The organism is Pantoea sp. RIT-PI-b, from assembly GCF_001187905.1.
Classification (GTDB): domain Bacteria; phylum Pseudomonadota; class Gammaproteobacteria; order Enterobacterales; family Enterobacteriaceae; genus Pantoea; species Pantoea nemavictus.
On sequence record NZ_LGIS01000007.1, the window covers coordinates 207,549 to 222,024 of the forward strand.

Here is a 14,476-nt window from a genome sequence, read left to right on the forward strand (position 1 = left end):
CTGATGTCCTTATCCGATTTCGGGTAACGCCATGCTCAGCGGATGCGCCTGCTGCCACTGTTTGGCCGCGCTCTCGCTGACTTTCTTTCCATGATAAAAATGCACCCGCTGACCGCGCAGATTGCCCTGCTGATCCTGCCAGCGGAAGCACTGCTCCGGCAGGATCACCTCACACATCAGGCGCAGCAGATCGCGGATCTCACCAAAGGGGGCGATGAAATCGGTGATCCACAGGCGATCGCCGCTGATCCAGTCCTGCTCTTGCATCATCACCGAGGCGTGCGTGAGGTAGCGCCGTTCCGCCTCCTCATCCAGCCACGCCCAGCCGAGATAAAACTGCGGGCGACCCTCTTTTACCGCGATGGCGTACTGCTGCTGTTTGATCGGCGGCAGCAGCAGCGTCGGCAGCGTATGTAGCGGGGCATCGCGGTGGCGCTTCGAGTGCATCCACAGCCAGACCGCCATGCCCAGCACTTCGGCCTCGCTGGTGTCATCCGCGGCCAGCCAGGGCGCAATTAACCGGTAACCATTAATCTCCATCAGTAGCTCCAGTTCAGGTTGAAGCCGAGCGTTAAGCCGCTGGTGTGATAGCCGGCAGGCTTCGAGAGCGGAATACCGGCGAACAGGTCATAGCTGGTGCGGAAGGCGTAGCCGCGCAGTCCCACCGCGCTACCGGCCAGATGTTTACCAATCAGGTAATCCTGCCCGCTGTTGCGTCCACCCACTTCGCCGTAATCCAGCGCCAGGTAGAGCTCCTGCGACGGCAGTGGCGTGGCCCAGCCGATATCGTTGCGCCAATACCAGCCCTCATCGGCGTTCAGGGTGCGCTGGCCGTCAAAGCCGCGCACTGACCAGCGGTTGCCAATGGCAAACTGATCCTGCGACGTCAGCGGCGTGTTGCTCATCTGGCGCAGATACTGGGTGTTAAAGCTGAATTGCTGACTGAGCAGCGAGAAGGGCACGGTCAGCTGGGCGTTGAGCTGAATAATCTTCGACAGCGCGGTGGCCTCGCCCCAGAACTCTTCGGGCGCGGGCTGTGCGCCAAACCAGCGCGTACCGCGCTGATAGCTGACGCCCGCATCCAGCGTCGCGCTGCCGATATAGTGGCGATGCTGCAGGCCGAGGCGCCACGCCGAAGTCTGGCGGCGCTGCACTTCAACTTCGGTGTCGTTGATGAAGTTGCGGGTTTCACGCGTCATCACGTCATAGCTCAGCGTGGTTTTCTGGTTGCCGTTGCGGTGCAGCACGCGGCTGAGATTGGCGTTCAGGCTTTTGCTTTTGCCGCTGTACTGATAGTCGGTGAACGCCCCGGCTACCGTCTGGTTGTAGCTGTAATCACTGGTAGTGATGCCCGCCATCCAGTAACCAAACGGCACCGAGTAGCTGCCGGTGAAGTTTTTGGTGCCTTTGTCATTACCAAACTGCAAATCATGGCTTGCCGAAACGTAGAGCATGTCGCTCAGCGACAGCGGGTTATCGACATAGAGCGTCAGCCCGCCCTGATAGCGGCCGGTGGACGTTGAGCCGGAATCGTCGAGTGAAGCACCGAGTCGCCACATCTTGCTCTGGTTCCACTGCACCGCCATCACGCTTTCACCCGGCGCACTGCCGGGGATCAGCGCCATATCGGCCTGCACGGTAGGTAGACGCTGCAGGTTTTCCAGCCCCTGTTCGGTATCGCGCAGGTCGTACAACTGACCTTCGCGTGAAGGCAGGGCGCTGGCGAGCGTGACGTAGCGATCGCTGGAGTCGGTGCGCGTGATGTGGCTGATTTTTCCGGCCAGCAGCTGCAGCGACAGCGTGCCTTGCGTCAGATCCTGCGGCGGAGCCAGCACCCGGCTGGTGACATAACCGCTGTCGATCATGCGGTTTTGCAGCACGCTCATCAGCAGGTTGATGCCTTTCACACCGAGGCATTTTCCCTCGCCCTGATTAGCCAGCCGCTGCAGCGGTAGCCAGTGCGGAAAGTCACTCAGCCCGTTCAGCGTGATGTGCTGAATGGCGAAACAGGGCGTTTCCTGTGGAAAGCTGACGCGGGAGGAGCCGCTGGTGGACGGGGATAAACGCACGTCAGGCGTTGGCGGCTGAAGCTGGGCCTCAATCGCTTTCTGTCGCTGTTGCTGAATAATGTCCTGTTCGGCGGCGGTCGCCACCTGCGGCAATATAATGCCGATTGCCAGCGACCATGCGCTAACGGCAAGCGCTATGCCTGCTTTCTCTTCCATGAGTTTATTCCAGATTAATGATTATCCTTAACTGCTATTAATACTCTACCTGTTTATTGGCGCATGGCAATATTTCAGTTTGATTTTTGATGGGTGAAAATATAGGAAATTTCTTGTTATTTAGGCAGTTTATTGAGAGTTAATGATATTTTTAATAAATATTCCATTGAAAGGAAAGGGGGGTGTGAATAAGCGGAGGGAAGATGTTGTACAGAATTGTCCTGGGTAAATTCATTCATGGATATATAAAAGGAATCTATAATCTTTTGACAATTAAAATCGCATGATAATCGTCGGCAAGGTTTAATTTCAGGGTTATATTTTGAACGCCATCATAATAGCTAATAATATCCACTATTTAATCCATAAAAAAACGGATGGCGAACCATCCGTTTTGGCTTAATGATTTATGCGTGCAGGCATCAGATTACTGAGTAGTTTTGCTCCTCAGTTTCAATCATCGCTAGCGCACCGTTGTTCACCACGCCGGACTGCGTTTCCACCGCCATATCGGCTTGCGCGATTGACAGCGGTTGGGCAGCAGGCTGCTGAACGTCAGCTTCCTCACTGAACAGCGCAGGCTCCGCAGAACTCAGCAGATCGGCGGCTGAAATATTCAGCAGCGATGTCTCTGATTCAGCAGGGGCAGACTGAACATTAAAGCTATTAGGGTAGCTCTCCAGATAGAGGCTTTTTACCACAATAGAGTGCGGACCATCTTGCAGCTCAGGGACAACAAACGACCACGAGCCGTCCTGCAGGGTCTGTACCGAACCGATGGGTTTGCCATTGTCCAAAATTTCCAACAGGATATCTTGTCCAGCAAAACCTTTCAGCGTAGGGGTTGAGTCAGAAGAAATCTGACCGTTTCCAATCAGAATTTCACCCTGTTGATCATCATAGACGCCGCATGAGATTGCCATATCATACGGTGACGCCAGCTCGAAGCTAAAATCAATGCTCTCAACCTGACCTTCAGCGGTGACTTTCACCAGATTATTGCCCGATTTCAACGGCTCGGTGACGTCGAAGTTCCAGCGACCGTACTCATTGGTTAGCGCCGTTCCATGTGTCTTACCATTGATAGTGATGGTGACGACCGAACCTACTGCTGCGATACCGCTAAATGACGGCGTGTTGTCGTAAATCGCTGTGCTATGACCAATACCAAAACGCTCAACACCCTCGTTGTAGGTACTCACACCTTCCAGCACCAAAATACGCGAGAATTCGGCTGGTACCACGGTGAAGGTAAATGCCTCGCCGTGATATTTGACGTTCGATCCCGCCGTGATGTTGTGTTTACCCAGCGACAGAGCGGTTTCGACCTGGTACGTCCATGAACCGTTGGCACTAGCGCGCGTTTCACCAATCTGAACGCCATTATCGAAGATCTTCACCAGCGCATTGCTATCGGCTTTTCCTGCCAGGAACGGAGCATTATCATCACTTTCTCCGTTAGCTTTGATGAAGCCAGACTTAAAGAAGTTATCGTAGGCACTGGTAACTTCATACGTCGTCCCTTTCGGTAATGGGTTTTCTGGATCAGGCGCTACCACGGTCAAGACAAAGGCGGGGCCATAATGCTCGGCATCAGGACCTGCACTGATTTCATGCCTGCCCAGCGACAATGCAGGTTCTGGTTTGAACGTCCACAAGCCAGACGCATCAGCGGTTGCTTCACCGATCTTCACGCCATTATCGAAGATATGGACCAGCGCATAGGCTGATGCCTTTCCTGAAAAGCGCGGAGCTGCGTCATCACTCTCGCCGTTCTGTGGAATACGTCCCGATTCCAGCACACTATCGTAGGCGTGGCTGACTTCGTAAATGATCTGGATCGGTAATGGGTTTTCTGGATCTGGCGCAACCACGGTGAAGCTAAAGGCTGGGCCTTTATGCTCTGCATCGGGTCCAGCGGTAATGTCATGTTTACCCGGAGTTAAGGCTTCTTCAAGTTGGAACGCCCATGTGCCAGACACATCAGCCTGTACTTCACCGATCTTAACGCCGTTATCGAAGATCTGGACCATGGCATAGCGTGAAGCCTTACCGAAAATAAGTGGGGTAGCGTCATCTGTCTCGCCATTGGCAGGAACAGTACCTCTTTCCAGCACGTCATCACTCACCCTCGTAACGGTGTAAGTCACCTCTGGCTCAACCGGCGGCTCAACGACAGTAGGTTCGGTGATGTCGAAGGTGTAGGTCTCGCTGGTATTACCCTCTTCAGCGACGGCCACGATGTGATGTGGGCCGATACTCAGCGGCTCGGTAAAGGTAAAGGTCCAGCTGCCGTCGGCTAAGGTCTTAACTGAACCAATCCATTTTTCACCTTCATACAGATTGATCACCACATTTTTCGGACCGCCGCCGCGCAGATCGGGTGTGGTATCGGCGGTTGAATTCCAATTCGACTCCTCACCGGAGTTGGCATAAACAGCATTCGCACTCACCGGTACTTTCACCACCAGCACAAACGGATCGCTATCCTGACCATTGTCGGCTTTCGCCACAAAGTTATGTGAACCTTGTCCCAGATAGTCGTGAACGATGTATGACCAGGTACCAAGATTGGAGGTTCTCGCCTCACCGATTTTTACATCATTATCATAAATGCTGATCAGGCTGTTAGGCTCAGCGAAGCCGGAAAGTGACGGCTTGTCGTCCTGAATGACATCATGCTGTTTCAGATGGCCGGTTTTGTTTCCAACCTTGGCAAAACCGTAATCAATTTTGGTTTCACGCACAGGCTCCGGTTCAGGTTCCGGCTCAGGCTCAGGCTCAGGCTCAGGCTCAGGCTCAGGCTCTGGCTCTGGCTCTGGCTCTGGCTCGGGTTCTGGTTCAGGTTCTGGCTCAGGCTCTGGTTCAGGCTGAGGTTCCACTGGTGCATCGATATACAGCGTAAATGGATTACTTTCGCTGCCGTCTTCACTTTTCACCGTGATGATATGCTCGCCGCCGCCCAGTTCCTGCTCGAAGTTCCAGCGTCCGCCCCAGCTTGATAAGACCGAGCCGATCTCAACCCCGTTATCGAAAATAAAGATCAGCGTATTTGGCTTCGCGGTACCGTTAAAGCGGGGTGCGGTATCTTTGACGCTATCGTTGTCGCCGACTTCACGGTCATAGCCAGCACTGTCATCAAACGCGCGATCGATGGTGACTTCAGGTGCCTTCACCGGTGCGGTGATGTAAATCGTAAACGGATCGCTCACGCTGCCGTCTTCGGTTTTCACTGTGATGATGTGTTTGCCCGCGCCGAGTTCCTGCTCGAAGTTCCAGCGTCCGCCCCAGCTCGATAAGACTGAGCCGATAGGAACCCCGTTATCGAAAACAGTGACGACCGTATTAGGTGCCGCTTTGCCGTTAAAGTGTGGCGCGGTGTCACTGACAGTGGCGTTGTCGCCCACTTCGCGGTCATAACCGACGCTATCATCGAATGCGCGATCGATAGTGACGGGCGTCGCGGCGACGGTGAAATCATAGGCTTCACTCTCGCTGCCTTCGCCTGCCTTAAAGGTGATGCTGTGCGCGCCACCTTTTAGCTCGGCGGTGTAGCTCCAGTAGCCCCAGGCATTAGACACCGCGGTACCAATAGGCTGACCGTGGTCATACACGGTGATTTTCGCATTTGGCCCCGCTTGCCCACTAAAGCTTGGCGACGTGTCATTGATGGTGGCGTGGCGAGCAAAGTTTTGGCTGTAGCCTAAGGAGTCGTCGTAGGCATCATCAACGATGATCGGCTGGCTATCCGCCGTCACCACCGTGAAGTCAAACGAATCGGTTTGGTTATCTTCGCCTGACTTGAAGACGATTTTGTGCGCGCCGCTGTTCAGGAGGGCGGTATAAGACCAGTATCCGCTGTAATCGGGAGTAATGACGCCAATCGGCTGACCGTTGTCATATACGGTGATTTTCTTACCCGGCTCGGCGTGACCAACAAAACGCGGCGTTGAGTCGTTGATCGTGGTGTTGCGTTCAAAATCACGTTGGTAACCCTGCGAGTCGTCATACGCGTGGGTGATGGTAATCGGCATCACTTCCACGGTGAAATTAAACGCATCGCTCTCGCTGCCTTCACCGGCTTTGAAGGTGAAGCTGTGCGCACCTGCCTTCAGCTCAGGTGTGAACACCCACTTACCGTTGTGATCGGACATGGTGAAGCCGATAGGCTGACCGTTGTCATACACATTGATTCTGAGATTCGCGCCTGATGTGCCGTTAAAGCGCGGCGTGGTGTCATTGGTGATGCCGTTCTCCGTCACCAGCTGCCAGGCAGAATGCGCGTTGTCATATACCTCATCCACGATGATTGGCTGGCTTTCAGCTAATACGATGGTGAAGCTAAACACCTTGCTCGCGTTGCCCTGAGCATCCTTAAAGCTGATGTTATGCAGACCGCTGCCCAGTTCCGGCGTGTAGATCCACTCGCCGCGGGCGTTGGAAGTCATGCTGCCGATCGGCTCGCCGTTGTCATACACGGTGATCAGCACATTCGGGCTGGCCTTACCGTTAAAGCGCGGCGTGGTGTCGTTGGTGGTGCCGTTCTCCGCAATGCGCTCCCACACATAATTACTGCTCTGATAGACCTCTTCGATGGTGATTTGCGCGTCGATGGTGAAGCTGAACACCTTGCTCTGGTTGCCCTGAGCGTCTTTGAAGCTGATGTGGTGCTCACCGCCGCCCAGCTCCGGCGTGAAGACCCACTCGCCGCGCGCGTTAGAGGTGGTGCTGCCGATCGGCTGGCCGTTGTCATACACGGTGATCAGCACATTCGGGCTGGCCTTGCCGTTAAAGCGCGGCGTGGTGTCGTTGGTGCTGCCGTTCTCACTGATGCGTTCCCAGACATAATTGGTATCCTGGTTCACCGCTTCGATAGTGATGTTCGCGTCGATGGTGAAGCTGAACACCTTGCTGCCGTTGCCTTGAGCGTCCTTAAAGCTGATGTTGTGCAAACCGCCGCTCAGCTCTGGCGTGAAGACCCATTCGCCGCGGGCGTTAGAGGTGGTGCTGCCGATTGGCTCACCGTTGTCATACACGGTGATCAGCACATTCGGGCTGGCCTTGCCGTTAAAGCGCGGCGTGGTGTCAATGGTGGTGCCGTTCTCAGCAATAGATTCCCAGACATAGTTGATGTTCTGGTTCACTTCTTCGATGGTGATTTGCGCATCGATGGTAAAGCTGAACACCTTGCTCTCGTTGCCCTTAGCATCTTTAAAGCTGATGTTGTGCATGCCGCCGCTCAGTTCCGGCGTGAACACCCATTCGCCACGCGCGTTAGCGGTGGTAACGCCGATTGGCTTACCGTTGTCATACACGGTGATCTGCACATTCGGGCTCGACTTGCCGTTAAAGCGCGGCGTGGTGTCGTTGGTGGTGCCGTTCTCGGTAATCAGCTCCCAGACATAATTGGTGTTCTGGTTCACTGCTTCGATGGTGATGTTCGCGTCGATGGTGAAGCTGAATACCTTGCTCTCGCTGCCTTCACCGGCTTTGAAGCTGATGTTGTGCTCGCCGCCATCCAGCTCCGGTGTGAACACCCACTCGCCACGCGCGTTAGAGGTGGTGACGCCGATCGGCTGGCCGTTGTCATACACGGTGATCTGCACATTGGCACCCGCTTTGCCGTTAAAGCGCGGCGTGGTGTCGATGGTAGTGCCGCTCTCAGCAATGCGCTCCCAGACATAATTGGTGTTCTGGTTCACCTCTTCAATGGTGATCACCTGGGTTTCCGGGCCTTCAATCACCGGCACTTCTGGATCAACAATCACCGGCTCTTCCGGTTCTGCGCTGCCGATAATTTCGAAGTTAAACGGTTTGGTGGTATTGCCGTTGCCAGCATCAAAGGTGAGGGAGTATTCGCCCAGGCCAAGCGTCGGGAAGAACTCCCAGATGCCCCGGTCGTCAGAGGTTATGGTGGCTATTGGTTTGCCATGATTGTGGACGGTGATAGTGATATTAGGATCGGCAAGGCCCACAAAGCGCGGGGTGGTGTCCTCGATTTTATCGCCGGGCACCAGCTCTATGCTTTTCTCATCCATATCAAAGGCCTGAGCCTTGAGAGTAATCAATTGAGACCCTACTGCAAGCAGCAGAAAATCAAACGTATCGCTTGATTCATTGGTTGTGAATGTCAGATGGTGCTGGCCAATGTCTAAGCCGGGAGTGGTGCTGAAATTGAACGTCCAGTTGCCGTTAGCATCAGACGTGGTAACGCCAACCTCCTTTTCACCATCAAAGATGGTGATTTCGGTATTAGGTGCAGCAACGCCAACAAACCGCGGGGTGTCGTCATAGGTTACTCCGTCGCGATAGATGGTTTTAGAGCGCGTGTCATCAATAGCATAATAGACGGTTAACGCGACAGGTTCTGCCAGCGTGGTATGGGTGGCGGCAATCTGTACAGCTGCAAAATCGGCACTATTTTCAATCGCGTTTTCCGGCGCAGCGCTTAAAACGGAAACCGTTGCGTTCTCGTGACTGGAACGATGCACGCTATTTTTTTTGGATTCTTCCATGGTGTTCATTCTCAAATACTCAGCTACATCCTATACGCAGCTAACGGCGCCATAATAAGGGCCGCGAAAAAAGTATTTATGAGACGTGGCTCAAAGCCACTCTGCGTCGCCTTTATTATTTGACGTTAAATTAATTAACATTAAAAACAATCAGTTGCGTATGGATCGGGAAGTTAAACTTTTCGTTAATAATTCACTGTGCACACGCTGTCTTGATGGCGGTGGATTGCCCCCCCCTCACAACGCCAAATGAATCGCCTGTTCGTCACCTTCCTGCTGCGCGGGCTGCGCACAGCAAATCAGCACTTCATCTTCTGCCACGCGGGCGCTGGGCGGCGTTTTATAGGTCACTGCGCCCTGCAACAGTTTGGTTTTACAGCTGCTGCAGTGTCCGGCACGGCAGCTGTAGGCCGAACTCAGGCCGCGCGCTTCGGCCAGCTCCAGCAGTGAACCGGCTTGCGGCGTCCAGCGCGCTTCCTTCATCGAGTCCATAAACTTCACCGGTACCGATTCAGTCGCCACCGGCGGCAGCGGCTGTGCTTCTGCAACGCCATCGCGGCTACGCTGCAACGATGATGGCCCAAAAGCTTCGGCGTGAATGCGGCGATCGGCGATGTTGTAGGCGCGCAGCCCGTCGTACAGCGCCTGCGTGAATTGCGGCGGTCCGCACAGATAGAAGTCGTAGTCGTTGAACGGCAGCACCTGCGACAGCAACGCCATATCGATGCGTCCGGCGACGTCGTAATCCAGATCCTGCTGCGCATCTGCCGTTTGGCTCAGCACGCGCACCAGCTTGAGCGCGCCCTGCGCCTGCGCCAGCAGCCGATCGATTTCGCGCGCGAAAGGGCGCTCGGCTTTGCTGCGCGCTGACTGCAGCAGAAACGTCGGCCGCATCCGCTGTTTGCGCTGCCCCTCAAACACCAGATGACGCAGCATTGCCAGCATCGGCGTAATTCCCACGCCCGCAGCAAGCAGCACCGCCGGACGCGTTTCGCTGGCATCAATAGTGAAATCACCCGCCGGTGCGCGCGTTTCCACTATGTCGCCAACCGCAAGCTGCTGGTGCAGATAGCGCGACACCGCGCCATCACGCTTAACGCTGATGCGATAAAAACCGTCGGCGGGCGCGACTGATAAGGTATAGGCGCGCATTAGCGGCTTGTCAGCGCCCGGCGGCTGGACGCGAATCGGCAGATGTTGACCGGCCAGATGCGGCAGCAAACCGGCGCCATCAGCCGGCATTAAATGAAACGAGCGGATGGTGGCGCTCTCATCGACAATTTTCGTCACCCGGAACGGCCGCCAGCGCGTTGCCAGCTCCGCCGCACGCAAACGCTCGGCGGCAGTTTGCCAGTCACCGGTCATCAGTGAAGCGGGCGCGCTGCCATCGGCTGGCGTTTGCCAGCGCAGGGCGAGGGCGGCACGACGGCGCACGATACGGCGCGCGCGAAACGTCCACAGCCGCTCAGCCCCCTGAAACGCGGCGATCTCCGGCGAGTCGAGTATCACCGCCGCTTCGCCGCTCATCTGCAGCGTGTCGCCGCTGGCGTAATCAATAAACAGCAATCCTGCCTGGCCATTCTGATGGATATTGCCGAGCGTGGAGAAGAACAGGTTGCCGTTGAAATCGGGAATGGTCAGCAGGCCATCATCGCCGACGCGCACGAAGCCGGGCTTGCCGCCACGATGCGAGGCATCCACCTGGCGATGCGGTTGATCGTTGTAGGTCGCCACGTAAAAGGTATCCGCTGCGGCGATGCTGGCGCGAGCTTCATCATCCAGCGCGTTGAGCGTTTCCACGGCGCCGTGATAAGGCGCGGCGGGATCGCGCGCAAACTGAAAATCACGCAGCTGAATATAGCGCGGGCAGTTGCCAAAACTCTGCTCTACCTGCACGCGAAAACCGCCGCCAATCGCCTGCAGCACGCCATTCATGCGGTTACGCCGCCGCGTGTGCAGCTCAATGCCGAGCAGCCCGATCGGCGCTGCATCCTGCATGCCGGCCGCAGCCGGATCGCTGGCATCGGCGTGCACGGCGATATCCAGCGTGGTGGCGTTGGGCGAGAAGATAAAACCGGGCTGGCCTTCCAGCAGCGTAGCCCAGGCATCGCCGTGCGCATCCACGCTGCCCGCGATAATAAACGGCAGCTGCGCGTAGAAATCACGATGCTGATCGGGCATGTGATCGCGCACCACGCGCTGGCCCACTTCCGCCATGCGATCCGCCACGCCCGCCTGCTGCTGCAGCGCAATTTCACCCGCATGCCACACTGACAGTTTCTCGCCCATGATCGTCTCCTTAAGCCTGGCTGCGCAGGCCCGCGGCGGTTTGCGGGAAGGGCACAAAGCCCGGCAGCGCTTCAATGCGGCGCAGTAAAGCGTTCACCGCCGGGTAGCCGGAGAGATCGACGTTGCCTTCCGGCGCACCGGCAATGTAGCTGTACTGCGCGATGTCGGCGATGGTCGGACCATCGCGCACCAGCCATTCACGCCCTTCAAGGTGCTGCTCAATGCGTGACAGCACCAGATGGGCGCGGGCGATGACTTCTTCTGGATTATATGGCCGACCAAACACGGTAATTAAGCGTGCCGCCGCCGGGCCAAAGGCGATATCACCGGCCGCCACGGTAAGCCAGCGCTGCACCGCCGCCGCACCGCGCGCATCTTCCGGCAGCCACTCGCTGCGCCCGGTTTTCTTCGCCAGATAGACCAGAATGGCGTTGGAGTCGGCAATATACACGCCGTCATCTTCCAGCACCGGCACCTGGCCGAAGGGGTTCATGGCGAGGAACGCGGGCGTGTGGTGCTCGCCCGCTTTGAGATCGACATCCACAACTTCATGCGGCACATCCAGCAGCGACAGGAACAGACGAGCGCGGTGCGCATGACCAGAAAGGGGGAAGTGATAGAGTTTCATGATGCGATTCCTTAGGTGATGCTCGGGATGATCCCGAGCCTGACCATAAGGTTCGCACAGACAATTGCGGGGCAGAATAGCCGGATTAGCGAAGTCATTGTTGCGAAAAATGGAAGAGTCTCGACGGGTTGATGAGCGCTATTTCTTGGCCTCAACGCCCGGCGTGGCGTCACGAATTAAATACTGCTCTGTGACCTGCGGCAGATGCGTCAAGGTCCAATCCGCCATCGCGATTTCCTGGTCGCGAATACGGTTAAAGATCTCGGCACTTTGGTGATCGTTAAGATGCTGCGCCGCCGCAATCAGCGAGGTGTAGCTGGCGATCTCAAGGTGTTCAAACACGTTGCCGCTGATGGCGCCTTTCACCACTTCATCTTCCACCATGACACCGCCGATGGATTGGCCGAAGGCCGAGATTTTGCCGGCGATATCTTTCAATACCGATTGTGAAGTGGAGTAACGGTCAATAACGCTCTGTACTAATACCTGGTGTTCACGGGTTTCAACCAGATGTTGTTCGATACGCAATTTAAGATCCGGATAGTGTTCAAGGCGCGACGCCATTTTTTCCAGCATCTTTTCGGCCTGTTTTTCCATCGCATGGGCATCTCTCACCCAATCAAGAAAGTGTGCTTCGCTGTTATTACTCATCGTATGGTTCCTTACTTAAAATAAAGGGAGCTGCAGCTAACGTGGATATTTATCGCTAGCCGCAGTGACATTACTCAGGGGTTTTACCCACGACGCGACGGTTTTTTTTCCCCCCTTTTCCCCCCGTTTCTCCCGCGCCCTCGGGTTTATTCCGAAATTTCCCGCCGCTAAGCTGGCCGCCTTTTTTACCCGCTTCGCGGGCTCTTTCTGGGTCCATAGCAAAATTGCCAGAACCGCCACGTGGTGTTGTCATAATGAATGCCTCAAATAAGGTAGATAACTATTATTTCAGTTACCACTTAAGGCTAGTCGTTAAAGCCTAACGCACAAGGCAGGCTAATTAGGAGTTATCTTATCGGTGTTGAAAAGGCTCGCTTATTTCTCGTTATTTAATTTATTATTTTGTCGGAATGATAAATATATTCCTCTGGCTTAATTATGCGTAAAATAATTACCCGTATCGCTTATATTTAATTTAATTTTCAAGCTGATGAAATTAAACACCATTAAGGTTATTCTTTTACTATGCGGAGAGATGATTACTATTTGGATTATTAGCCCTTCTCTTCAAAGGGCTATGAACCATTTATTTACTTATACTGGGCAACTTTATTTCACCAGCACCTGTGCACCGGCATTTTTCTCCAGTCGACACACATCAACTAGCGAAAGCAGCACTAATAACGCGACGCCGGCGAAAGCGATGTGAATGTCGCTTTGCGCAATGGTCGTATGATCGTGCCACAGCATGGCGCCGCGCAGGAACAGCGCGGCCAACGCGATACCCGCGCTCATGCTGAACTGGAAGAAGATGCTGAATACCACCGACGCATCGCTCATTTTGGCCTGCGGCACATCGGCGAAGCCGAGGCTGTTGTAGCAGCTGAACTGTAGCGAACGCGACAGCCCGCCAATAAACAGAATTGCCGCAATTGCGAAATAGCCGAGTGACGGATTGAGCAGCAGGCAGCCCAGCATCGCCGCCAGACTGATGACGCCGTTAACCATCAGCACCCGACGAAAACCCCAGCGCTTCATCAGCCAGGTGGTCGCCGGCTTCATCGCCAGATTACCGGCAAACACCCACAGCACCATCGCGCCCGCCTGCGCCGCGCTCCAGCCAAAACCGAGCTGGAACAGCAGCGGCAGCAAAAACGGCACGGCATTGATGGAGGCGCGGAAGAACGATCCGCCCATCACCGCGTTGCGGAAAGTGGCAATTTTCAGCGCGCTAAAGGGCAGCAGCGGCTGCGCATGGCGGAAGCTGTGACGATAAGCCAGCCAGCTGCTCAGCACGCCGAGCAGCAGCAGCGGTACGCCGAGGTTAAGATGCATCTGCCCCAGCGCTTCCAGCGCGATAATCAGCGAGGTGCAGGCGGTGGCGGTCAGCACGAAGCCCTGCACATCAAAGCGGCGCGGTTGCTCGGTTTTAAACTGCGGCACCAGATAGCCGGTCGCGATCAGCGCGAGGATGCCGAGCGGAATATTGAGCCAGAAAATCCACGGCCAGTGACCATACGTAACAATAAGTCCGCCAAGCGGCGGGCCGAGCACCGGCGCAATCAGCCCCGGCCAGGTGATAAACGCGATGGTTTTCACCATCTCTTTTTTCTCGGTAACGCGCAGCACCACCATGCGCCCGACCGGCACCATCATCGCACCACCAATGCCTTGCAGAATGCGGCTGAGCGTGAACATCGCCAGCGTGTCGCTCAGGCCACACAGAATGGAAGCGAGCGTAAAAATCAGAATGGCGCTGGCAAACACCGTACGTGCGCCGTAGCGCTCCGCCAGCCAGCCGCCCATCGGGATGAAAACCCCCCCCGCCAGTAAGTACGCACTCACACCCACGTTGAGCGCCACCGGGCTTGCAGCGAAATCGCGCGCCATCTGCGGAATGGCGGTGGTGATCACCGTGGCATCCAGGTTTTCCATAAAGAAGGTCACGGCGACCAGCAAAGCTAACATCATGGTGCGATTAACGTTCGGACGGGCTTCTCTGCCTGAGTGCGTCATGCGGGATCCTGCAAAAAACAACGGTAGGCAGAGACTGTTAATGAAAAATGCTTAGGGTGCAAATCAAATCACAGCATGCACCCGTCGTAGCGGCGCAATTCATTGCGCGATAAATCGCGCCGCTTCGGAAGGTGCGATGATTGGACCCGCAC

At 55.5% G+C, this 14,476-nt stretch carries 8 protein-coding genes; all 8 read right to left on the reverse strand.

Annotated elements, in window-relative coordinates; genetic code table 11:
- Positions 1 to 9 precede the first annotated feature (9 nt).
- The 8 genes from AC790_RS01035 to AC790_RS01070 all read right to left on the reverse strand — a co-directional run bounded on the left by AC790_RS01035 (position 10) and on the right by AC790_RS01070 (position 14,324).
- Positions 10 to 540 carry a toxin-activating lysine-acyltransferase gene (locus AC790_RS01035; protein WP_049850666.1) on the reverse strand — a complete coding sequence of 177 codons (531 nt, stop codon included), beginning with the start codon at positions 538 to 540 and terminating at the stop codon, positions 10 to 12.
- On the reverse strand, positions 540 to 2,225 hold the full coding sequence (locus tag AC790_RS01040; protein ID WP_049850667.1) for a ShlB/FhaC/HecB family hemolysin secretion/activation protein: 1,686 nt from the start codon (positions 2,223 to 2,225) through the stop codon (positions 540 to 542). Before AC790_RS01040 ends, AC790_RS01035 begins: the two co-directional genes overlap by 1 nt.
- Positions 2,226 to 2,647: 422 nt before the next feature.
- A complete protein-coding gene (locus AC790_RS24865) occupies positions 2,648 to 8,740 on the reverse strand; it encodes an Ig-like domain-containing protein (protein WP_049850668.1) in 6,093 nt (2,030 codons plus the stop codon).
- 237 nt (positions 8,741 to 8,977) lie between these two features.
- Positions 8,978 to 11,029: a pyridoxamine 5'-phosphate oxidase family protein gene (locus AC790_RS01050; RefSeq protein ID WP_049850669.1), complete on the reverse strand. Its 2,052-nt coding sequence runs from the start codon at positions 11,027 to 11,029 to the stop codon at positions 8,978 to 8,980.
- Positions 11,030 to 11,039: 10 nt separating this feature from the next.
- Positions 11,040 to 11,657 (reverse strand): glutathione S-transferase family protein, encoded by a 618-nt coding sequence (locus tag AC790_RS01055; protein WP_049850670.1) that lies wholly within the window; start codon positions 11,655 to 11,657, stop codon positions 11,040 to 11,042.
- Between the two features lie 138 nt (positions 11,658 to 11,795).
- A complete protein-coding gene (locus AC790_RS01060) occupies positions 11,796 to 12,308 on the reverse strand; it encodes a ferritin-like domain-containing protein (protein WP_007893072.1) in 513 nt (170 codons plus the stop codon).
- 70 nt (positions 12,309 to 12,378) lie between these two features.
- Positions 12,379 to 12,561 carry a general stress protein gene (locus tag AC790_RS01065; RefSeq protein ID WP_049850671.1) on the reverse strand — a complete coding sequence of 61 codons (183 nt, stop codon included), beginning with the start codon at positions 12,559 to 12,561 and terminating at the stop codon, positions 12,379 to 12,381.
- A 356-nt stretch (positions 12,562 to 12,917) separates the two neighbouring features.
- Positions 12,918 to 14,324 carry an MFS transporter gene (locus AC790_RS01070; RefSeq protein ID WP_049850672.1) on the reverse strand — a complete coding sequence of 469 codons (1,407 nt, stop codon included), beginning with the start codon at positions 14,322 to 14,324 and terminating at the stop codon, positions 12,918 to 12,920.
- Positions 14,325 to 14,476 lie beyond the last annotated feature (152 nt).

Coding starts and splice junctions, on each gene's coding strand:
- AC790_RS01035 (WP_049850666.1), bottom strand. CDS start 540: ATGGAGATTAATGGTTACCGGTTAATTGCGCCCTGGCTGGCCGCGGAT.
- AC790_RS01040 (WP_049850667.1), bottom strand. CDS start 2,225: ATGGAAGAGAAAGCAGGCATAGCGCTTGCCGTTAGCGCATGGTCGCTG.
- AC790_RS24865 (WP_049850668.1), bottom strand. CDS start 8,740: ATGGAAGAATCCAAAAAAAATAGCGTGCATCGTTCCAGTCACGAGAAC.
- AC790_RS01050 (WP_049850669.1), bottom strand. CDS start 11,029: ATGGGCGAGAAACTGTCAGTGTGGCATGCGGGTGAAATTGCGCTGCAG.
- AC790_RS01055 (WP_049850670.1), bottom strand. CDS start 11,657: ATGAAACTCTATCACTTCCCCCTTTCTGGTCATGCGCACCGCGCTCGT.
- AC790_RS01060 (WP_007893072.1), bottom strand. CDS start 12,308: ATGAGTAATAACAGCGAAGCACACTTTCTTGATTGGGTGAGAGATGCC.
- AC790_RS01065 (WP_049850671.1), bottom strand. CDS start 12,561: ATGACAACACCACGTGGCGGTTCTGGCAATTTTGCTATGGACCCAGAA.
- AC790_RS01070 (WP_049850672.1), bottom strand. CDS start 14,324: ATGACGCACTCAGGCAGAGAAGCCCGTCCGAACGTTAATCGCACCATG.